At 57.5% G+C, this 20428-nt stretch carries 21 protein-coding genes and 1 pseudogene; 4 read left to right on the forward strand and 18 right to left on the reverse strand.

The genetic code is table 11. The features are described from left to right. Positions 1–156: 156 nt before the first annotated feature. A complete protein-coding gene (locus B060_RS26885; protein ID WP_023447455.1) occupies positions 157–501 on the forward strand; it encodes an ATP-binding cassette domain-containing protein in 345 nt (114 codons plus the stop codon). Between the two features lie 209 nt (positions 502–710). Here the strand turns inward: B060_RS26885 and B060_RS0121800 are convergent, their stop codons facing one another. Then, positions 711–1901, reverse strand: coding sequence for a Fic family protein (locus B060_RS0121800; RefSeq protein ID WP_018083930.1), 1191 nt, complete (start codon positions 1899–1901; stop codon positions 711–713). A 246-nt stretch (positions 1902–2147) separates the two neighbouring features. On the opposite strand from B060_RS0121800, the gene B060_RS27485 reads away from it, so the two are divergent. Genes B060_RS27485 through B060_RS0121810 form a run of 3 tightly spaced genes read left to right on the forward strand, consistent with a single transcriptional unit; the run spans position 2148 to position 3549 of the window. Further along, positions 2148–2441 (forward strand): hypothetical protein, encoded by a 294-nt coding sequence (locus B060_RS27485; RefSeq protein ID WP_155847946.1) that lies wholly within the window; start codon positions 2148–2150, stop codon positions 2439–2441. 59 nt (positions 2442–2500) lie between these two features. Beyond that, positions 2501–2962: a mobile mystery protein A gene (locus B060_RS25585; protein ID WP_018083931.1), complete on the forward strand. Its 462-nt coding sequence runs from the start codon at positions 2501–2503 to the stop codon at positions 2960–2962. Then, a complete protein-coding gene (locus B060_RS0121810) occupies positions 2962–3549 on the forward strand; it encodes a mobile mystery protein B (protein ID WP_018083932.1) in 588 nt (195 codons plus the stop codon). The genes B060_RS25585 and B060_RS0121810 overlap by 1 nt, the downstream gene beginning before the upstream one ends. 2 nt (positions 3550–3551) lie before the next feature. Here the strand turns inward: B060_RS0121810 and B060_RS0121815 are convergent, their stop codons facing one another. The 17 genes and pseudogenes from B060_RS0121815 to B060_RS26890 all read right to left on the reverse strand — a co-directional run. Then, positions 3552–3731, reverse strand: a complete 180-nt coding sequence (locus tag B060_RS0121815) for a hypothetical protein (protein ID WP_155847947.1) — start codon at positions 3729–3731, stop codon at positions 3552–3554. A gap of 138 nt (positions 3732–3869) precedes the next feature. Continuing rightward, positions 3870–4163 carry a hypothetical protein gene (locus B060_RS27870; RefSeq protein WP_018083934.1) on the reverse strand — a complete coding sequence of 98 codons (294 nt, stop codon included), beginning with the start codon at positions 4161–4163 and terminating at the stop codon, positions 3870–3872. Positions 4164–4291: 128 nt separating this feature from the next. After that, complete coding sequence (locus tag B060_RS0121825) at positions 4292–4957, reverse strand: TetR/AcrR family transcriptional regulator (RefSeq protein WP_018083935.1); 666 nt, start codon at positions 4955–4957, stop codon at positions 4292–4294. A 77-nt stretch (positions 4958–5034) separates the two neighbouring features. Further along, the gene (locus tag B060_RS0121830) at positions 5035–5385 is read right to left on the reverse strand and encodes a carboxymuconolactone decarboxylase family protein (RefSeq protein WP_018083936.1); all 351 of its coding nucleotides are present in this window, start codon (positions 5383–5385) and stop codon (positions 5035–5037) included. A gap of 30 nt (positions 5386–5415) precedes the next feature. After that, entirely contained in the window at positions 5416–6045 is a 630-nt protein-coding gene (locus B060_RS0121835) for an RraA family protein (RefSeq protein ID WP_155847948.1), read from the reverse strand. A 16-nt stretch (positions 6046–6061) separates the two neighbouring features. Further along, positions 6062–6871, reverse strand: a complete 810-nt coding sequence (locus B060_RS0121840; protein ID WP_018083938.1) for a creatininase family protein — start codon at positions 6869–6871, stop codon at positions 6062–6064. Next, entirely contained in the window at positions 6868–7701 is an 834-nt protein-coding gene (locus tag B060_RS0121845) for a carbon-nitrogen hydrolase family protein (protein ID WP_018083939.1), read from the reverse strand. The genes B060_RS0121840 and B060_RS0121845 overlap by 4 nt, the downstream gene beginning before the upstream one ends. 6 nt (positions 7702–7707) lie before the next feature. Further along, the gene (locus B060_RS0121850) at positions 7708–10503 is read right to left on the reverse strand and encodes a M14 family metallopeptidase (RefSeq protein ID WP_018083940.1); all 2796 of its coding nucleotides are present in this window, start codon (positions 10501–10503) and stop codon (positions 7708–7710) included. After that, on the reverse strand, positions 10500–11807 hold the full coding sequence (locus B060_RS0121855) for an MFS transporter (protein WP_018083941.1): 1308 nt from the start codon (positions 11805–11807) through the stop codon (positions 10500–10502). The genes B060_RS0121850 and B060_RS0121855 overlap by 4 nt, the downstream gene beginning before the upstream one ends. A 30-nt stretch (positions 11808–11837) precedes the next feature. After that, complete coding sequence (locus B060_RS0121860; protein WP_201768137.1) at positions 11838–13253, reverse strand: amidohydrolase family protein; 1416 nt, start codon at positions 13251–13253, stop codon at positions 11838–11840. A gap of 100 nt (positions 13254–13353) precedes the next feature. Next, positions 13354–15789, reverse strand: coding sequence for a TonB-dependent receptor plug domain-containing protein (locus B060_RS0121870; RefSeq protein WP_018083944.1), 2436 nt, complete (start codon positions 15787–15789; stop codon positions 13354–13356). 190 nt (positions 15790–15979) lie between these two features. After that, the gene (gene metC, locus B060_RS25590; RefSeq protein ID WP_051081135.1) at positions 15980–17194 is read right to left on the reverse strand and encodes a cystathionine beta-lyase; all 1215 of its coding nucleotides are present in this window, start codon (positions 17192–17194) and stop codon (positions 15980–15982) included. 216 nt (positions 17195–17410) lie between these two features. Next, positions 17411–17890, reverse strand: coding sequence for an Lrp/AsnC family transcriptional regulator (locus tag B060_RS0121880; RefSeq protein WP_026173058.1), 480 nt, complete (start codon positions 17888–17890; stop codon positions 17411–17413). Then, entirely contained in the window at positions 17845–18162 is a 318-nt protein-coding gene (locus B060_RS0121885; RefSeq protein ID WP_023447456.1) for a hypothetical protein, read from the reverse strand. Before B060_RS0121885 ends, B060_RS0121880 begins: the two co-directional genes overlap by 46 nt. A gap of 121 nt (positions 18163–18283) precedes the next feature. Next, the gene (tnpB, locus tag B060_RS0121890; protein ID WP_018083948.1) at positions 18284–18592 is read right to left on the reverse strand and encodes an IS66 family insertion sequence element accessory protein TnpB; all 309 of its coding nucleotides are present in this window, start codon (positions 18590–18592) and stop codon (positions 18284–18286) included. A 191-nt stretch (positions 18593–18783) separates the two neighbouring features. Continuing rightward, on the reverse strand, positions 18784–19791 hold the full coding sequence (locus B060_RS0121895) for a hypothetical protein (protein ID WP_018083949.1): 1008 nt from the start codon (positions 19789–19791) through the stop codon (positions 18784–18786). Between the two features lie 376 nt (positions 19792–20167). Next, positions 20168–20428: pseudogene (locus B060_RS26890) on the reverse strand (hypothetical protein); the annotation flags it as partial.

Raw genomic sequence — 20428 nt, forward strand, 5'->3', positions numbered from 1 at the left:
ACGCCCTGCTCATTTCTAATGTTAGTGGGACTGCCATTCGACGCGGTGTATACGCAAAACGCACGATAGTGGAATTTTGACAGTAAATTTTCCGAGTGCGATCAGTGCGTTGTGCGAGCTTGGATAGACGTTGCCAGAGTTTGGAATGCGTTGGAGATGGCGGCTATCCACAGCGAAATTATGTCCATGCCTATGAAGTTAGAAACCTTCGTCGGAGACATGGGAGGGGCTTTATCAGGTGGACAAAAGCAACGTCTATTGATCGCACGCGCAATCTATCGCCGGCCTCGGTTTCTATTGATGGATGAAGCAACCTCTCATTTAGATGCGGATAACGAAATGCCGATCAACCGCAACTTGCGTTCCCTTAGAATTACGCGAGTAATTATCGCTCATCGCGTCGAAACTATTCGTAATTCAGACATGGTTTTAGACATGCGTACAGGTAAAATGGAAGCAACAAGCGCCTATACGAATGAGGAAACTACTCCGGCCAATTGACGGTAACTTCGTTCGTCATGGCGACTACCATGTTGCCCCGTAGCTTCCATGACGGACTTACGTCAGGGTCAAATACATTGATTACGCAATGGAGCAGGGTGGTGGGTATCCGGCAGGGATAGGACCAAAGCAGGTGACAGAACGATCGGCGGCAAAACAACTTATGACCTTCAGGAGCGCCCCCATGAACCGCAATCTGCATAGCAGGCCTATTGTTCCGGGAAGAGGCCTGGCATCCAACGGCCTGCAAGTGTTGCAGGGAAGGCAAGGCGCAGGCCTCCCCTTGGGGTTGGCGATGAAAGAACGCCAGCGTCGGTCAGGCCGGAGATGATCCGCCGCCCCTGGCGGTCGCCTACGCCGGTTATGTTCGCAATTTCACCACGGTTCACTTCGCCCCTGTAAAGTAAGGCGTCGAGTACAAGTTCAGAATTTGCTGGAAGGGCACCGATGTCGATTTCTTCTTTTGCCCATAGTTTGAGGCGTGCCCTCAATCGGTCTGGCTGGACAAGACTTTCCATGAATTCGACCTGATCCAGAGCCGTTTTAAGAAAGAAGCGTGTAAAGTCGACGAGAGCGCCTTCGCTTAGATTGCCGCGTCCATCCCGGTCGCCGTGGCGGATTTCGTCGCAACTGGCCAAATGGCGTTTGTACGCCTCAACCTGGCGAGCCAGCCCGCGTGAAATCGACCAAAGGGCACCTGTATCGAGTTGTTCCAGGAACATGGCGTGAGAGACGAGGCGCGCTACGCGCCCGTTTCCGTCGAGAAAGGGGTGAACCCAAAGAAGGCGATGATGGGCGGCGGCTGTACCCAGAATCCGGTCAGCCTTGCCCAAATGCCGGAATGCGTCTTCAAGCCGTGTCAGAAAACGCGGTACGGCGCCTGCGCTGATGCTAATGTGCCTGCCGACCTGAATGTCTTGGGCGCGTAATTCCCCGCCGGTGACCCGAATGCGTTCACCGGTATCGGGATTTTCCGCCCATTGAAGACTTTCAGGCAGGTGCTCGTAGAATTTGCGATGAATGTCGCAAATGGCGTTCAGGTTGAATACCCCCTCCGTCAGTCCGCCGCCATCAATCCAGGCCTGAACCGAGATATGGGCCGTAGCTTCAAGCTGGAGATCACGCTTGGCGGTGTCGGTGCTGTAATCTTGGCGCAGCGCCTTTTCGATATCGACAGGATGGGTATTATGGCCTTCGATGAGGTTACTGTAATAGCAATTCATCGAACGGACGAGATCACTTAGAGACGCGGCAATTTCTGCTGGAAGGCTTCGGCGAAATCCGGCTGACTTCTGGGCAAGCTCCAATGCGAGATCAATCAATTCGCTGCGGCCACGTGCCTCGCTTCCGGGAACCACAGGCGCCATCAAACCAACATGTTCGCCTCTATCATCAGCCATGCCTATGTCCGCTATAAAGTCCGTTACGTTGTTGGCTAAATATCATATACATTAAGGCATTTGGAAAGGAAACTGTTAAAAATAACTGAAAAAATGTCCGCTATAAAGTCCGCTATAATGTCCGTTATTGGTTGTCGTTCAGTGGCCCAGCTTTAAAGCCTTAAAATGCATAGGCTAAGGCGCACGCCCAATAGGGTATTTAGCGCCTAAAGTCTAGCGCAGAGCAGTTTGTAGAGGAGGGCCTGTGTGGCGAAATCCCGCAATCAATCGCCTGTTAGATCGACTACGACGCCATTGCGCGTGACCTTCGCATGGACTACGCGGAAACCGAGGCGAACGGCACAAGATATATTTACCGCTGCGCGTAAGCCGCAGTTGGAAAGCGCCCGGCAGGGTGCTTTCTGTATTGACCACCTCTTGGGGCAAGCCCCGCCGGTTGCGAACCCGCCCGACCCGGAATCCTCAGATTTAGCAATTTTCAATAATCTTTATGTTATGAAAAATTCGGAATTATATAATCTAAATATTATTGATATTTGATTATTTAATTCTTTATATGTTATTTATATTCAAGAAATGCCTAATTCATAGGTTATATAATGTCCCCGGACGCCCGATCAACTGCCAGACGCCACTTGGAAAAGCGCATAGCGCCTATGAGGGAAATAGCTTTGCCACGCCCCCCAAAGGGCTGGGTCAAAGCTATCCGCGAGGCATTGGGCATGACGAGCGCCCAATTAGCCAATCGTCTTGGCGTATCTCAACCGCGTATTTCCGCACTCGAAAGTGCCGAGGCAAAGAAAACCATCACACTTGAATCGCTGGAGAATGCAGCGCACGCACTGGAGTGTGAGCTTGTCTATGTGCTGGTGCCTCGCAAGCCTCTCGATGATCTGGTAAAAGACCAATCCGTGAAAGCCGCCTTGCGTAAGCTTTCACCCACACGCCACACAATGGCGCTCGAAGCCCAGAGCCTCGACAGGTCAGACGAAATGGAACAGGTCCGCAGACTCGCAAATTCGCTGACTGAAAAATCAGATTCCAGCATTTGGGAGGCGTGATGACAGACCCTCTCATGGAAGAAGACGACGCCTCACCCCCGATCACTCCAGAGGAGCGAGAGGGGGTGATCCCGTCCTATATCACGCTCAGGGCGGAACTGAACGAAGCGGAACAGGCCAACATATTCCAAGCACAGGAATGGGCGTTCAAGAAAAAGCGCGACATCCTGAGCGAGAAGTTCCTCACGGATCTGCACAAACGCATGTTCAAGGATGTTTGGAAATGGGCCGGAGTATTCCGCCGTACAGGCCCAAATATCGGCGTCGATCCCTATCGTATAGGGATGGATTTGCACCAGCTTTTAGGTGACGTTCAGTTCTGGATCGACAATGCCACCTATGAGCCGGACGAAATCGCCACGCGCTTTCACCACCGTCTCGTGCAAATCCACCCATTCCCCAATGGCAATGGCCGTCATTCGCGTCTCGCCACAGACCTCTTGCTGGTGGCTATGAACCGCGCCGCATTTACTTGGGGCAGCGCCAACCTCGTTGATGCCAGTGAGACGCGCAAAGAATACGGGGACGCGCTGCGCGAGGCGGACAATCACGACATCACCAGATTGTCGAAATTCGTGCGTTCATAAGCCTATTCCAAGCTCATACGTCTTGCTATCTCGTCTATGATCATGTGGCGGACAGCAAACAGGATTCTTTGAGAAGCCTCGTCAGCGGGTTTGGAACGTAAGCCGGTTTGGGCCTGATTGAACAGGGATGAAAGCTGGCGATTTGTTTTGGTTTGCAGTTGTGATGGCGCAATCTGAAACATGGTCTTCTCCATTTCTTCGCCGCCCGAAATGGGCCGCGTTGGAGAGACGCCGGACATCACCTGAAAGAGGTGCATCGGATATCGGGCGTAACGGATGTGGAGAAGGGCTGGTATTCCAGCCCTTGCACCTTCAGGTTTTCAGTGTGCTGTCAGATTCAAATGGTGCGGCCCGTGCGCGAGGCGCGCGAGCGCGACGTGCTGCGTTCTGTGCGACCCTTTGTCCGCTTTACCCAGGATGGCGTGGTTTGGCCGGATGGCAGTGAAACAAGGGTGGATGCGGTTATCTGGTGTACCGGGTTTGGCCCCAGCCTGGCGCATCTTGAAACGCTGAGCTTCGTCGAGCCCAATGGCCGGGTGGAGCTTGTGGGTCAGCGCGCGGTAAATCGACCAACCTGTGGCTGCTTGGCTATGGCAACTGGGCAGGGGAGGCATCAGCAACGCTCATTGGCGCAGGCAGAATCGCCAGAACCATGGTGCCGGAGTTGGCGAACGGTCTGATCACGTAATCGGCCGGACGGGTTGCCCTGCATGGATGTTTAGCCGCTGATGGACCGAACAGGCTATTTTCGACACAGCCGTAGGATTTCGTCAACAATGGCCTCGCGGCGCTTGTTCGCATGCTGGCTCTCACCCATATCGTGTTCAAGCAAATGGACGACGGTCCAGCGATTGGACACATTGTAGAAACACAGTGCGCTGATCGATGTATGCACGTCGATAGGGTTGAGGTCCTTCCGAAATACACCGAGGGCCGCGCCGCGTTCGAGAAGTCGCGTAAGCTGCTGAAGCGCAAATAGGCCGCGCGCCTTGGCCTCTTTCAAAAAACTCATATGCTCGCCCTGATGAATGTTTTCGACCATCACGAGACGGACAAACTCAGGATGTTCCATATGGTAGGTGAACTTCAGCCGCACCAATTGCGCCAGGGCATCTTCAGGCGGCAAGTCTTCCACACGGATGGTCTCTTCACGTGAGCGGATATCGGCGTAACAGCGCTCCAGAACGGCCCGATAGAGCCCTTCCTTGTTCTCGAAGTAATAATAGATCATCCGCTTGCTGGCGGCCGTCAGTCCGCCGATATCGTTGATGCGGCTGCCCGCCAGACCGTCACGGGCGAAGGCATGGGTGGCGATCTCCAGAATGTCTTCTTTCGTGCGCTCCGGATCATTGATACGTGCATTGCTGGTCGCTGAGATCTTCTTGGGGGCGGCGGCAGGCTTTTTCATCAGTCGGGTGTCTTCGCGTTTTGGTTTACGGCGCGTGAAGCTGTCATCGCGGCAGGGCCGTGGTCAACTAAAAACCGTCAGGCGTCCGCGGGCGCGAACTGCTCGAAAGCCGCCATAGCGTCGGCGGCATACATAAGTGACGGGCCGCCCCCCATATAGATCGCCATGCCGAGGACTTCGCGGAATTCTTCGCGCGTCACGCCGAGCTTGATCAGGGCCTCGGTATGGAAGCCGATGCAGCCGTCGCAGCGCGTGCTGATGCCGATACCTAAAGCAATCAGTTCTTTGGTTTTCTTATCGAGCGCACCGTCGCGCAAGGCGGCGCCGGCCAGACCGGAAAAGGCCTGGGTGACGTCAGGCAGGTTCTTGCGAAGGGTCTTCAGGTTGACCGAGAGATTTGCGGTTATGGCGGGATACGATTTGTCCATGGGGTGTGTCCTTTACATGGAGGTGGACATTTAGCGTGGTGGATAGGCTTTCAGCGCGTCCGCCAGATCACGACCTGTGACGACTTCAGCCACTATCCTTGTTTCCCAGGCCTCGCGTCCCTCTGCCTGTTGAACCGCGGCCTCAGCCTCGGCGACCGGAAGGACGAAAACGCCATCGGCATCACACAGTACCAGATCGCCGGGATGTACGACGGTACCGCCGACGCTGACCGGTGCGTTGATGCGTCCGCCAAGTTCGAGACGGCGTGTGGTAAGTGGGCTGGCGCCACGGCACCACACTGGCAAGCCAATCGAGGCAATCTCCGACAGATCGGTGATCGGGCCATCGACCACCACGGCGGCCACGCCCTTTTGTTTCAGGGCAAGGGCTATTATGCCGCCGACGCAGGCGTAGAGATCGTCATGCAGCCGGTCGATCATCAGGATATCGCCTGCTCGCAACTCGGCCAGAACTCTGTGCAACAGGCTGGCATCGGGGCCAGGCAAGGCCAGGGTTACGGCTGTACCGGCTACAGGCGTGCAATCGCCAAGGGGGCGGATATCACGCCTGCAAAAGCCCCACAGATGGATGTGACCAAAGGTCGAACTGTGCAACCGCGACAGGCGGGCCAACAGATCTGGCGACGCAGGCACTGGCATGGGACGGATATCGTATCTATCCATTGGGTTGGCGTGGGTCACAGGTTTTGAAGTGTATCAGGAAGTCCGCGACATAGGCGGTGAGCCATTCGGTCATGGCCGCCCCGGCGGCGGCCGTGCTGAGGGTGGCGTCACCGCTGCCGATGCCATCGCTTGCCACCTGCATGACGTCGAGCGGGACGTCGATGCTTGCCCCCTGAAACTGGAGACCGCTGAACTGATTAGTAATCGGCAAACCGAACGCGGTCTTGCGCTCAGCGCCTTGCCACAAGTCCGGCCGCATCAGATCGGGCGTCAGGTGCATGGCGACAGAGGTCAAAGGGTCGGCGCCATGACCGCGCACTTTTGGCGCATTTGCATCGTGGATCTCCGACCACACGCTGTCAGGCATCAGGCGCCACAGGTTGAGGCTGGGCACGATGATTCCATGCTGGCGTCGAACCTTGTGGGTGACGTCGGCAATCAGGGGTGCATTGGTCGAGTGGCCATTGCAGATGACAATATGGACGATGTCATGATCGAGGAACGAGGTGATCATATCTTCCAGAACGCGGCTGAAAGTGTCCGCGCGTAGCTGGATGCCCCCGGCTATGCCACGGAAGAACTCGGCGTAGCCAAAAGGCAGGACGGGGGCGCAGATAGCCTTGGCGCGTTCGGCCGCGGCCAGGGCAATTTTTTCGGCCACCACATAATCACCCATTGGGGCATGAGGTCCCTGTTCTTCCTGAGAACCGAGAGGAAGGAGGATAACCGGTTTGTCGCCCTTCAGGCGTTCTGCGAATTCAACCCAGGTCAAATCCTGCAAGGCATGCCGGCGTTTGGTCATATCGTGCCCCCCGCGTGCAGCACTTTATTGAGCGCCAGTGGAATTTGCTGACGCACGCGGACCGACAGGGCCATGTCGATCGGCGCGCTGACAAAGCCGGTGCCCTCCGAGGCGCGGGCGACGACCGCACCCCACGGATCGACGATCATCGACTGGCCGAAGGATTGGCGTGGGCCACCTGGTGTTTCGTAGCTGCCCCATTGGGCCGAGGCCAGGAACCAGGTTTCGGTCTCGATGGCGCGCGCCCGGATCAGAGGTTCCCAGTGGTCTTTGCCGGTCAGAAGCGTGAAGGCGGCGGGCAGTGCGATCAGGTCGGCATCTTGCTTCATCAGGCCTTGAAACAATTCTGGGAAGCGCAGATCGTAACAGATGGCGCAGCCTATGCGCAGGCCTTCGCAATCATAGGTGACGATATCGCTGCCCCGCAGGATGGTGGCCGATTCATGATAGGCAACGCCGTCGGCCGTCGTGACATCGAACAGGTGGATCTTGCGATAACGCGCCACTTCGGTGCCAGTACGGTTGAAGACCACGGTTGTATTGTAGGCCTTGCCGGCGATGCCGGACTGTTCATAGAACGAGCCGCCGTGAATCCAGACCTTGTTCTCACGGGCCAGAGTTTGCAGCAGGCTATAGGTCTCGCCGCCGGTGGAGGGCTCAGCCACGGCGGCAGCACCTGAGGACCCGCCAAGCCATTCGCAATGCTCTGGCAGCAAGATCCAGTCGGGCTGATCGTGAAGAACGGCCGTTTCGACCAGCTCTCGGATTTGCTTGAGGTTGGCCGCCTTGTCGTTGCGGCTGTTCATCTGGATGACGGTGGTTTTGAGCATGGTCTTTTACTTTTTACGCGGGAGTGCGCCGTCATAGAGCGCGTTGAACATAAGCTTGAAGGCGCCTTGTGTCTGGGCGCGCAGGGCCACTTCGGGACCGAACAGGAAAACCCGCCCTGAGCCATAGGACAGATCGACCACGGCGGCGGTGCCTTGCAGGTAGTCGGTGCCAAGCGCCCAGCCGCTGTGAAGCAGGTCCTTGCCCTCAAAACGAATGGGGGTGTGGGCATCTAGGGCTTCAGCTTTCAGACGAAAGACCGGGCTGGAATCGAAGAACAGATCGACCTTTGGTTCCAGACCATAGCCGAGCGGGGTGGTCGGGTCGGTCGTGGCGGTCAAGAGGGCGCCGGGGATATAGAATTTGGTGCGTGGCAACACCTGTTCCTGCCCATCGACCATCTGGGTCGTGCCATTTTGTACCGGCAGGTCGAAGGCATCGATAATACCCTGCGAGGTACTTCCAATCGCCATGAGGGCGCCACCGTTTTTCACAAAAGCCTTGAGCGAGGGGATGGTCTTGTCTTGTGTAATCGTGCCAAGCCAGCCGCGGTATTCGACCGGAATACGCGCCGGATCGGGTTGTTTGTTATCGAATTTGCCACGAAACATGCCGCCGCCCTTGCTGGTGTAGCGGTTCGGCAGGAGGCTGTCGGACATCAGGACGATGTCATACTTGGCGTTAAGGCCGCCCTTATCGAGCTCCTGCGGATGTACGACCGTATATGGAAATTCAAATTGCTCGAAAATCCAGCGTGTCCAGCCCGATGGCATGACGCCACCATAGATATCGACCAGCGCGATACGCGGGCTTTTGAGGGCGGTTTTGGCGGAGGCGGGGACGGAGGCAAGCGCATAGGCGTCGATCCCCAGCTCGGTTACGGCGGCCTTGATGATAGAGGCGGATTGCGGCGTATAGGGCACCCAGATCGCGCCCGATTCCAGTGCGCCGTCGCCCACAGCCGTGGGCTCGCTCAGCCAGAACGCCTTCTGTTTGGCCTTCATTAGCCGGTTGGTCAGGATGAAACTGTTATTGGTGGCGTGGCTGATCAGGAAGCCTGCTTTGCCAACGCCCGCAATCTTGCCCGGATACGGCTTCAGAACACCGTCGATCGCTTCTGTGGCAACGCCAACGGCGTCCTGCGCCTTGTCAAAATGAACGCTCATCTGGTAGGCGAGTGTATAGCCGGAGGCATCGGCCGGTGGGATCGGTGGACCGCCCGGATACTCGAAATTCTCGGCATAGTCCTGGGGTTCGAACATATCGCGCAGATGCGGACGATAAGCCTGCGCCGCCTTGACGATATAGCTGCCGGCCGGATAGGCTTTGCCCTCTTGCGTAAAGTCCGTCCTGGCACGCTCGACCGTGACGCCCATCTTGATGAGGGCATTCAGGAAACGTACGGCGGTCGGAAAATCGTGCTGGTCGGGGCTGATGATATAGGCGCGGGCATCGCGGTAGGCCGGATCGTGCAGCACGTCAGCATAGAAACGCGACTCGATGGCGCTGGAGCCCGTGGTGCGCGTCGGCACCGGTTTCAAGCCGGCGGCGGTGGAGGCGGCATGCAGGGCGGCAATACGGTCCGGCGTCACCGTCCAGCTATCGCGGCTGCCGGCGTTGATGCTGTCCTTGCCCATGCGATAAATATTGTAGAGCAGTTTTTCACGGTTTGAGGCCGCATAGGTCAAGGTGGCGCGGTTGATCGAGACGCTGTAGGCGACCGATTGCGCCATGGTCCACATCTGGGGTGCGATGGGCGCGGGTTGGTCGTTCTTCGGCAGTTGCCGCTCCGGCACGAGTTGGATTGGCTCGGGCACCACGCCGCCGATGATCTCAACCAGCAAGCCTATCGCATTATGGAAATAGGTCGAGGTGCGCAGATTGCCATTGGTCCAGGTGTCGTAATGGGCGCTGGCGCGTGTGACGGCGCCGACCTTGCCTTCGGACAGCAGGCGGCTGTTCAGCGCCGCGCCGACCTCCTGCAGGCTGGTCATGGCCAGCGGATCATAGTTGTAGTTAAAGGGGTCGCGGAACGGTGGGATGAAAACGACCGTGCCGGCTGGGCCGACCTGATGCTGGTTGAGGATGATCTGCGGCCGCCATTCGTGGTACAGAATACGCGTGATGTTCTGCGTCTCTGCCATTTCCGCCATGTAGAAGTCGCGGTTGTTATCGTGCCCGATATAGGGGTGATAAAGCTTGGGCAGGCTGTCGAAATTGGTTTCGCGCTCGGCCGGATTTTTAAAGCGCATATACCAGTCCGCGACATAGTCCTGACCGTCCGGATTGTCAGCGGCGAACAGGATGATGACATTCTCGCGGATTCTCTGCGCTTCGGGATCATCACTCGCCACCATGTCGTAAACCTGTTGGATCAGGGCGTGATCGGTCTCGACCTCGCTGGCATGGATGCCGCCATCAACCCAGACGACCGACTTGCCTTTGGCGGCAAGGGCGCGCGCCTCATCGTCCGTGAGGCCCTCGGCGCGACCAAGACGCGCGGAGATGTCCTTGTAGGTTTCGAGCAGGGCGAGGTTTTCCGGCGATGAGACGATAGCCATGATCTGACGGCGTTTCTCGGTGGTTGCGCCGATATCGACCAATTGGATGCGATCGCTTTGTGACGCCAGCACCTGCCAGTATTTTACGGTGTCGCTATAATTGGGCACATAGCGATCTTCTCCCATGACATGACCCAGAACCGCCTGGGGCGTGCTTACGGGCGCCTTGGCAGGCGCACTGAGCGCCGTTGTGGTCATCAGCAGGCATGCGAACGCGGCGATGGCGGCGGTTTTGTGGATCATAGGGAAGGGTTCCGGAAGCGGTCGGGTGTGAAGGCGATCACCGTGAAGGAGATAAAAGCGGCCGCCATCACGTAAAAAGCGGGCGCGATATTGGAGCCGGTCTGTTGCACCAGCAGGGTGGCGATGAAGGGGGCGAAGCCGCCGAACAGCATGACGGCGCCGTTATAGCCGATCGACAGCGCGGTATAGCGCACACGGGTCGGCAGTTGTTCACACAGGAAGGTGGGGCCCACACCGCTGAACAGGCCGCTGAAGATCCCCGCCACCGCCGTGGTCAGGATGACGGAGGCGCCAGTGCGGGCATGATCCATATAGGCAAAAAGCGGATAGGCGAGAATCAGGAAGCCGCCGGCGCTCATCAATAGGAAGGGCTTGCGGCCGATCTTGTCCGACAGGAATCCGGCCATAGGAATGACGAGGATATTGGCAAGCGCCCCGACCAAGGTGCCGGTATAAGCGATGCTCGGCGCCACCTTGAGGATGCGGATAGCGAAGCTGACGAGGAAGGCGCCGAACGTGTAGCCCGCAACCGTCCATATAATGACGCTGCCGAAGATGGTGGCGACGGCGCGGCCATGCTGGGTCAGGGCTTCGCGCAGGGGTTTGACCGGTGTAGCGTCTGCCTCGGCCGTGTAGTGCGGGGTGTCCTCGACATGGGCGCGCAGATAGAAGCCGACCGGGGCAACCAGAATGCCGAGCAGGAAGGGGATACGCCAGCCCCAGGCGTCGACCGCTGAGGCCGGTAATACGAGATTGAGCACCAGGGCCGTGCAGACGGCGGAGACGACGGCCAGCGATGTGCTGAGCTGTTGCAGCGCGCCAAACAGGCCGCGCCGGTGGGGTGGAGCATATTCGACGATAAAGGTTGTGGCGCCACCCCATTCTCCGCCGGCGGCAAAACCTTGCACCAAGCGACAAATAACCAGAAGGACCGGCGCGGCGTAACCGATATGGGCATAGGACGGGATCATGCCGGTGATGCCGGTCGAGGCCGCCATCAGGAACATGGTGATGATCAGCGAAAACTTGCGACCGAAGCGATCACCCAAAGACCCCAGCACGATCGAGCCTATCGGACGCATGACGAAGCCAACGCCATAGGTGGCGAAGCTGGACAGGATTGAGGTCAGGGGATCGGCGGCCGGAAACATGGCGCGGCCGATCTGGGCGGCGAAATAGCCGTAGATGATGAAGTCGAACAGTTCGAACCAGTTGCCGATCATGGCCGAGCCCAACGCCTTGGCGACGGCTTTTTTCGACGGAGGCGCTTTTACGGTTTCAGAGGTCGGCACAGCAGAGGTCAAAACACAACTCCGATCGGCATGAGGAAAGGATTACTTGGTTGTCTCGGGGGGCGATGGCTTGAGCAGGGGTTGCGCGACATGGCGCGGCGTCACCAACTGGCCGTTCTCGACATAAAAAATACCGTCCTTGATCACCAGATCGACCTTTTGCAGATCGTCGAGTGATTGGTCGGGATTGCCACGCACGACCAGAATGTCAGCCAGCTTGCCGGCTTCCAGACTGCCGATCTTGTCGTCCATGTCGAGCAGGCGGGCATTGACGATGGTGGCCGCTTTCAAGGTATCCGCCAGGCTATAGCCGCCTTTGACGAACCATTTCAGCTCGGCGATATAGACATTGGGAATCATCTTGTTGGCGTCACCGATGGTATCAGTGCCGACCCCCATAGCGATGCCGGCCGCCTTCATCTTCTTGAAGACGTCGAAATCATCCTGGCTGGTCATGGCGAAACGGCGCGAGGTCGAGCCATAGAAACCGCCATTGCGGTCGATGACATTCTGGTAGACCTGAAGCGTCGGAACCGAGGCAGTATGGTTCTTCGCCATCAGGGTGATGGTGGCATCGGTTCGCGGCAGCGGGTGTTCGATCATGTCGATGCCGGCCTTGACGGCCATTTCGGTATAGATGCCCTCGCAGTCGCAAGTCACCTTCAGACCGAGGCGGTGGGCTTCATCGACGGCGGCCTCAACTTCATCTGGTGCGAAATGGCTGGCGATCTTGATGACGCTGGCGCCATCCTTGAAAACCTGACGGACCGCCCCGCGCCAGGCATCGGCGCCGTTGACCTCAATAGCGTAGTCATGGCCGTGCGTCGGGGTGAGGGGACGTTCGGTGGCATGGCCCCCCGTGCCGGTGATGATATGGCCGGCAGTGAAAACGCGCGGGGCCGGGATCGCGTTGTCGGCGCTCCATTGCGCCAGCACATAGGGGGCTTCACCGACGCCGTTCAGGTCGCGCACAGAGGTGAAACCGGATTCAATCAGCCAGCGCAAATTGCGTGTACCGCGCATGGCGCCATCAACCGCGCTGCCCTGTTCGTCGATATTGGCGTCGCTGTCGGGATAGGTCAGGTGGACGTGCATGTCTATCAGGCCGGGCATGACGGTCTCGCCGGTGACGTCGATCACGCGAGCCTCGGTCGGCCAATCGGTTGAGCTTGCCGGCAGAATGGCGCGGATATGGTTGTCTTCGATAACAACTGTGGCAGAGCGTGCGGCAGCCGAGACGGCATCAAAGACACGACCGCCGCGCAGCACGGTGATCTTGCTTTTTTTGGCGGCGGGTTTTCGCGGAATTCGGCGCGGGTCGTCGACCGTTTCAATGCCTTTCAGAACCGGCCGGCGATCCTGAAGGCTGACCTGGGCATGTGCGGCGGACATCAGCATGGCCAGCGCTACAGCGCTTGTGGTCAGAAAGCGGATTGAAGATTTAGTGGAAAAAGACATGAACATGGAGGCCTCGTGGGAGGAAGGGGGGACAGTGATCCCGGCGAACACTGTCCCTTTATACGCCTTGCAGGTACGCTCTACACTGTAGCTCTAGGCGCTACATCTTCCACGACAGGCGGGCGTAGTAATATCCGCCGTAGCCGCCGAAGGGGGAGTAGGCAGCGTAAGTCGAGCTGCCGATGGTGTTGGCGATGGTGTTTTTATCGGGGTAGACGTCCAACAGATTGTAAGCCCCGATCGCGATGCGGTAGCCGTCGCCGAAGGCACGCGACACCTCCAGATCGGTGATGAACTTGGCGCCGAACTTCTGGTCGGTCGCTGCCGTCGCGCCCAACAGGCTGAACTCGCCGTAACGGGTTTCCTTGATATTGACAGCATAGGGACCAGCGCTCCAGTCGAGGCCGAGAATGACCTTGTCTTTCGGCTGAAGTTCGGTGATGTAGCCCTGGGTCTGACGGTCAAACAGGGTCAGGCCTAAACCGGCCAGTACGTCCGGCGTCGGCGCGATCTTGTCGATCTCGGTTTCATTGTGGTTGTAGCCGAGTGTCGTGCGGAAACGGCCAAATCGCTCGGTTGAGAGATTATAGGTGGCAACCAGATCGATGCCCTTGGTTGTTGTGTCGATGGCATTGGTGAAATAGCGCACATACTGATTGCCGGAGAAGCCGTTGGCAATCAGGATGGCTTTGACGCCGGCGCTGGAGAGCAGGCCGGTCAGCTGAATACGATCATCCAGTTCGATCTGATAGGCATCGAGCGTCAGGGTGAAGCCGTGGCCGGGTGTCAGGGCAAATCCGGCGCTGTAGTTGCGCGACGTTTCCGGCTTGAGGGGCTGGGCGCCCAGCGCCACGCCGACCGCGGAGTCGGTCTTGACGATCTTCGATTCAATCAATTGATAGGTGGTGCCGACCAGATTGAATTGCGTGCCGGTCTGGGCATAACCCATCTGGGCCAGCGATGGGGCACGGAACCCGGTCGAGGCGGCGCCGCGCAAGGTCAGCCAGTCATTGACCGTGTAGCGCGTTGAGACCTTGCCGCTCACCACGTCGCCGGCGCTGTCGTCATAGGTTTCAAAACGGGCAGCGGCGGTGACCAGCCACTTCGGTGTGACGTCGAGCGCCAGATCGACATAGGCGGCGGTGACATTGCGTGAAATATCGGCTTCGTCGCCGGGCAGGACGATGATGGCGCCCTGAGCGCCGGTCAGGGCCGGTTTGCCCTTGTTGGTGCCGGAGGTGTAATAGTAGCCGCCGTTGGCGTAGGCCGCTTCATCGAGCGCATGGGTCTGGTAGTTTTCGTGACGGAACTCTGCGCCGGTCGACACCTGCAAGGCCTTGCCGCCCAACACATCGAAATGGCGCGTCAGGTCGAGATTGGTGGTCCACTGATCGAACTGAGAGCTGTAGGTCTCGAAGCTGGTGGGGCTGGCGGCGCCCAGTGAAGCATTGAGCGAATTGTCCGCACCGTTAATGACATGGTCGCGACCAAAGGTCGTGCCAAGTGTGCTGTCCCAGCCCTTGAAGGTAGTCTTGAGTCCGGCCGAGAGCTGGAAGTCATATTCCTTCATGGTGTAATACGGTGTGAAACCGTTCGGATAGATCGCCGTAATGTTGCTGTTGGCGTTGGGCTTGCGACCGGCCTGACCGGCACGGGCGTTACGGGTTGTGAAGGTGGTCGTGGCGAAGAACTGGGTCGTATCTGTGACGGGAATGACGGTGTTGGTCACCAGGTCGAGGCTCTTGATTTCCGGTAGCCCACCCTGATAAGTGCGACGATTGGCCGAGGCTTCACGCGGATCGGGCTTGCCACCAATGGTGTCGTACAGGGTACCGGTCACGTCGGAATTGCGCACGACCTTGTCGCTGCTCTTGATCGCGAGCGACACCGTGGTGGAGCCATTGTGCGGTAGGGCAAAGCCCTGCGATGCCTGCGCCGAGATGGTTGTGCCATCACCCTCAAAGCGTTGGCCCGCCTCCACGCTTCCGGAACTGCCCGTCTTGTTGGTCTTTAGAATAATATTGATGACACCGGCAATCGCGTCCGAGCCATATTGGGCGGCGGCGCCGTCGCGCAGGATTTCGATATGGTCGATGGCGCTGGCCGGTATCAGGTCGACGTCTACCGGATTGGCACCGGCCGATACGTTGCCCGAATTGAGGTTGATCGAGGCGCTGTTGTGGCGGCGCTGTCCATTGATCAGAACAAGGACGTGGACGCCGGACATGCCGCGAAGGCCCGCCGGGCGCACGATACTATCCTGCGACGAACTACCGACGGCCATGGCCTGATAGGACGGGACGAGTTGCGTCAGGACATCGCGCAATTGCAAGCTACCGGCCAGCTTGCTGATCTGGTCAGCGCTGATGATGTCAATAGGGGCGGGGCTGGAGGTCACTGTGCGCGGTTTGCCGCGCGAACCGGTAACAATTACTTCGGTGGTCGCCTCTGAGGTGGCGGTTTCCTGAGCCAGAACGGGTGCCGCGACGAGGGCCGTGAGAGCTGACGCGGTTAGCAAGGTGGTGCGTAAAGACATGTAATCCCCTTCGATTTAACTGAAATTTCAAAGCGCATCAGGGGGCTGGGAGCTTAACCTTAGGCGCTTTGCCGTATTAGGTGCAGACACATTTTTTTGTTCAGTAGCGTCAGTGTTCCAAATGGTACACTGACCATATAGTAAATCACCACCAAATCAATTTAGATTTATTGATGTGAGGGTTTAGGCGTCAGACCGCATTTGCGTGCTGAAGGTCTGTGCGCGGACTTTCGGCATTAACAACAAGGCCATCAAAGGCCTGGGCCAGATCCGAGATCAGGTCATCGACGTTTTCAAGTCCTGTATGCAGCCGAATGAGTGGGCCGGTCTCGATGCCGTCGCGACACACGCGCTGTTTCAGTTGTGGATTGGCGTTGATGGCGAGGCTTTCAAAACCACCCCATGAATAGCCGAGGCCAAAAACCTTGAGACTATTGAGAAATGCCTCGACCTGATCGGCATATTCAGGATGAAACTCAAAGCCTACCAGACCATTGATGCCCGAGAAATCGCGCGCCCAAATGCGATGGTTGGGATCGTCAGGCAAGGCGGGGCAAAGAACCGTTCGGACCTGTGGCTGAACTTGCATCCAGGTTGCCACGGTCTGGGCGGAGGCGGCATGCTGCGCCATGCGCGTACATAGGGTTCTCAAGCCGCGGATAGCCGTATAGGCGTCATCCGGTGAGACCATCCAGCCCACCTCACGGTAAGCCGCTTTAAGGAGTGTTACAGATGGTCCCTTTGCTGCCGCCATGCCCATGAAAGCATCGGAGTGACCACAAACATATTTGGTCAGAGCCTGGACACTGACATCAACACCATGATCGAGCGGTTTGAATAAAACGCCGGCAGCATAGCTGTTATCGATGATGGTGAGGACACCGGCCTTGCGCGCCATAGCGGCGATGGCCGGCACATCCTGGATTTCAAACGTCAGCGAACCAGGCGATTCCAGAAAAATAAGACGTGTTTTTTCGGTTAGGAGGCCGGCTATGTCATCAGCCGTGGCCTCGGGCGCGAAATAACGGGTGGTGACGCCAAAGCGGCGCAACATGCCTTCAAAAAAGCGCCGGGTTGGGCCGTAGATGGTATCGACGGCCAGCACCTCATCGCCCGCGCTAGTGAGGGCCAGTATGGCGCCAGTAATGGCGGCCAGTCCGGAGGGATAAAGCGTCACGTCGTCCGCGTTTTCCAGTTTGGCCAGCATGTCACGCAGCAACACGTGCGTTGTAAGCCCCCCGCGACCGTAGGTCTGTTGCGATGTGTCGTAGATGTCCCTAGCCGATTCCAGAAGAATAGTGGAGCCACGCTGCACGGCGGGCGCCGGCGTCTGACGCGCTGTTTTGCCATCGGCGTGGCTGGCGATTAAGCGGGTATTAAGAGAGCGGGGGGATGCGCAGGACATAAGCTACCAAGGGTCGGACAGGATTAGGGGGCGATGTCTTCCGATCAATTAAACGGAGGACCGCATCAAACCTAACACAAGGGGTTCAAAAAAATCCCCACCAAAATTTGGGTGAAAATTGCGTAAATTGGGACGTATGATCTAAAACAATTCAAAAAATGCAAATTTAATTTGGTTTATTGCATATTGATCTCTGTTCTATTTGGTACACAGAGGTTAGTTGATGACCTTCAACGGTAGCGAGGTCGTATGCTTGATCTCCTCCATAGCGAAGGCCGAACTGACGTCGGTAATTCGAACTTGGGAAATCAGCCGCTTATAGGCCCTGTCATAGGCCGCCATGTTTTCGACCTTGAGCTTGAGAAGGTAATCGACCTCGCCGGTCATGCGATAAAACTCCACCACCTCCGGCATATCGTGAACGACCTTGGCAAAATTGCTGAGCCACTCTTCGCTGTGCTCGCTCGTTTTTATGCTGACAAACACTATCAGTTCCAGCCCCAGACGTTCCGGGTTCAGCAAGGTCACACGCTTGGTGATGACGCGTTCTTCTTCGAGGCGCTTCATACGGCGCCAACACGCGTTTTGCGACAGGTGAACGATTTCTGACACGGCAGCGACCGACAGCGTGCCGTCTTCTTGTAGTGCGCTCAGAATACGAACATCTGCCTCATCGAGAGAAATTCTGCCAGACATGTTGCATCCATAAGATCAGGCGCAAAAGTTGCCGCCCCTAGCACGATGCCTAAAGAGAAGCGCTGATTTGCGCAAGATAAACGTGCCGTCCGCTCGCTGGACACGCCATAAATCTGCCGTCGTAGCTTGAGGATTTGCAGTTTGAGATGCTCGACCAGGGCCTCCGTTTCGGAGGCCTCTGCTTTGGCCTGAGCCACCTTCAGATCCGCCGCCAGACGTGCCCGCCGCTCTTCAAGGATCATGGCGTGAGCGGCTGCCAGATCCATCGGCATCGAAGGCTTCGCTTTTGGCCTTGATTTGATTAGGCTCATCCATACCTAAGGGAGTCACAAACCCTTATTTTGTATGGCCTTATATCAACTCAAAGTGCGCTTTGTAGCGCCTTTCGAAGCCCTATCCCACCGCCTGCGGCGACCACGTCATCTGCGGATTGCGCCAATCGATTCCGGACAGAAGATACCCCAGCTGTGCGCTCGATATGCTGACCGAGCCGTCCTTGACGGCCGGCCAGATAAACCGATCGCGCTCAAGGCGTTTATGGAAAAGGCAGGCGCCCTGGCCATCATGCCAGATGATTTTGATCCTGTCGGCCTGGCGTCTGCGGAAGACGAAGAGATGGCCGCTATGAGGGTCTCGCTGAAGCGTTTCCTGCACAATCAGCGACAACCGGTTGAAGCCGCTGCGCATGTCGGTGTGGCCCATGGCCAGCCAGCGGTCAACCTCTTAGCTAGCATGCCTTTGGCGAGCCGATCGGTATATTCGGCCGCGCCGTACGCAAAGCCACATCTAATCCAGCATAGTAGGTCATCGTCGTTTCCTTTCATCGCAGAACCTGACTGCGGTACGAAGCTTCTCTCTGTGTTTTTTCATACAGGTGTTCCCCACCGATATCTTTATCCACCAGTATGGGCTAGGTTCGCCCGGGTTATCAACTGATCGACCGCTTTCGCGACGAGGGGTTGGGCCTGAACGGCAGGCATATTGGCCAGGGTATGCAGATCATAGGTTTGCCCCAGTTCCTGCGCGATCAGGAAGCCGAGATAATAGCCGCGACGTTGTGGCAGGTCCGACACCTTAGGACCCCCGAACTGGAACAGGTCGGAATATGTCGCCTGATCCTTCGTCATCAGAAGGGCCTTCAGGGCTAGTAAGGATGGCAGCAGTTTCGCGCGCGTCGCCGCAGCCATATTGTCCGGCAGGGTCAAGAGAAGTTCGTCTTCGCTGGCGTAGGGGTCGAGTTTCGATGACGCGTAGACCGCCAGGCCCTCGCGCCATAACGAACACCATGTTTCAGCGCAGGGGCCGAGCCGGGGGGCGTGGTAGATATGGAACAGCTCATGATGGAAGAAGGCAGATTCGTCATGGACGTTCTTATTGTGGAATTTCACCATGCCGTCGACGCCGAAGACCAGAACGGACTTTCCGTCGATCTCACGCGTGCCGCCATCCATTTCACCGAGAGAATGGAGAATCCACACCGGACTCTCTGGATGAAAATCGGGGAAAGCCTTCATGAAGACCTCGGTGTTGCGCGGCAGCGCCTTGTCGATCGAAGCGACCTTGGCGGCGTAGGCGTCGCGGATAGGGCCGAACTCGTTGATAGACGTCTCGATCGTGCCGTCGCGGAAGGCCCAGGTCGCCTTGCCGCCGAAGCGCTCTATACCGTAGAAGCTGGGAAATTTCGACGCCACGTCACGCTTGAAGATCGCCACGCGTTCGACCATCGGCTTGTCCTGGGTTGCGTCCCAGAAGGTCAGGAAGTCGCCGGCGATATTATGCACTTCGAGTGCCGAGGTTATCTTTGTGGGGGCGGGCGTCGGCGTCTGCGCCATGGCGATCTGACTTGACCCAAGCACCATCGCCGTAAGCGCCACTGCAATTGTTTTTATGATGGCCGTCATAGTTTCCCCCTGCTGAGTAGCAAACACCTGAAGCGAGTTCACACCGTCAAATGACGTATTGTCAAAGGGAATATCCTGTGGGGCCTTGAGACTGTATCCAGAACATGCTTGGCGCAGGTGCGGGCGACATCCTGCTGGCCTATGGCCGCCAGTCGCGCGCGTTCGTGCTCGCGGAGATCGAAGCTATCTTTGGGTCGGTAGGCGTGGCGGCAGACTCAGTTCAAAGAGCGATTGTAGGGATTTGGGGTCTCCGAAGAGGATCGTGCCGAACGAGGCATGGAACGCAGAAAAGAATGCATTGTTTGCTCTAATTGGTTCGCGAATAAATTCAGGAGGTTACGAGGGTCTTGCGTAACCGGGGCACATTCCGGTGCAGCTACGTTGCTGCGAGCCTGACGAGGGTTGGTAGCTTTTGGACGTATGGAGCGTCTTGGACTGTGAAGCGGTCGCCAAGGAATCGGTAGAACGAGATCTTGAGCTTTGCGCAGGTTTTCATCAGGCCGAGCATGGCATCTCGGGCGGCCTTTCCGGCGTCGCTCATGGTCCCGCCTGATATTTTGCGCTTTGTCACGATAGAGCGGATGTCGTTTTCCGAACCGTTTGTGTGTAGTGGGATGTCTGGGCGGTCCAGCACACG

Origin of the sequence: Asticcacaulis benevestitus DSM 16100 = ATCC BAA-896, assembly GCF_000376105.1 — a bacterium.
Lineage (GTDB): Bacteria > Pseudomonadota > Alphaproteobacteria > Caulobacterales > Caulobacteraceae > Asticcacaulis > Asticcacaulis benevestitus.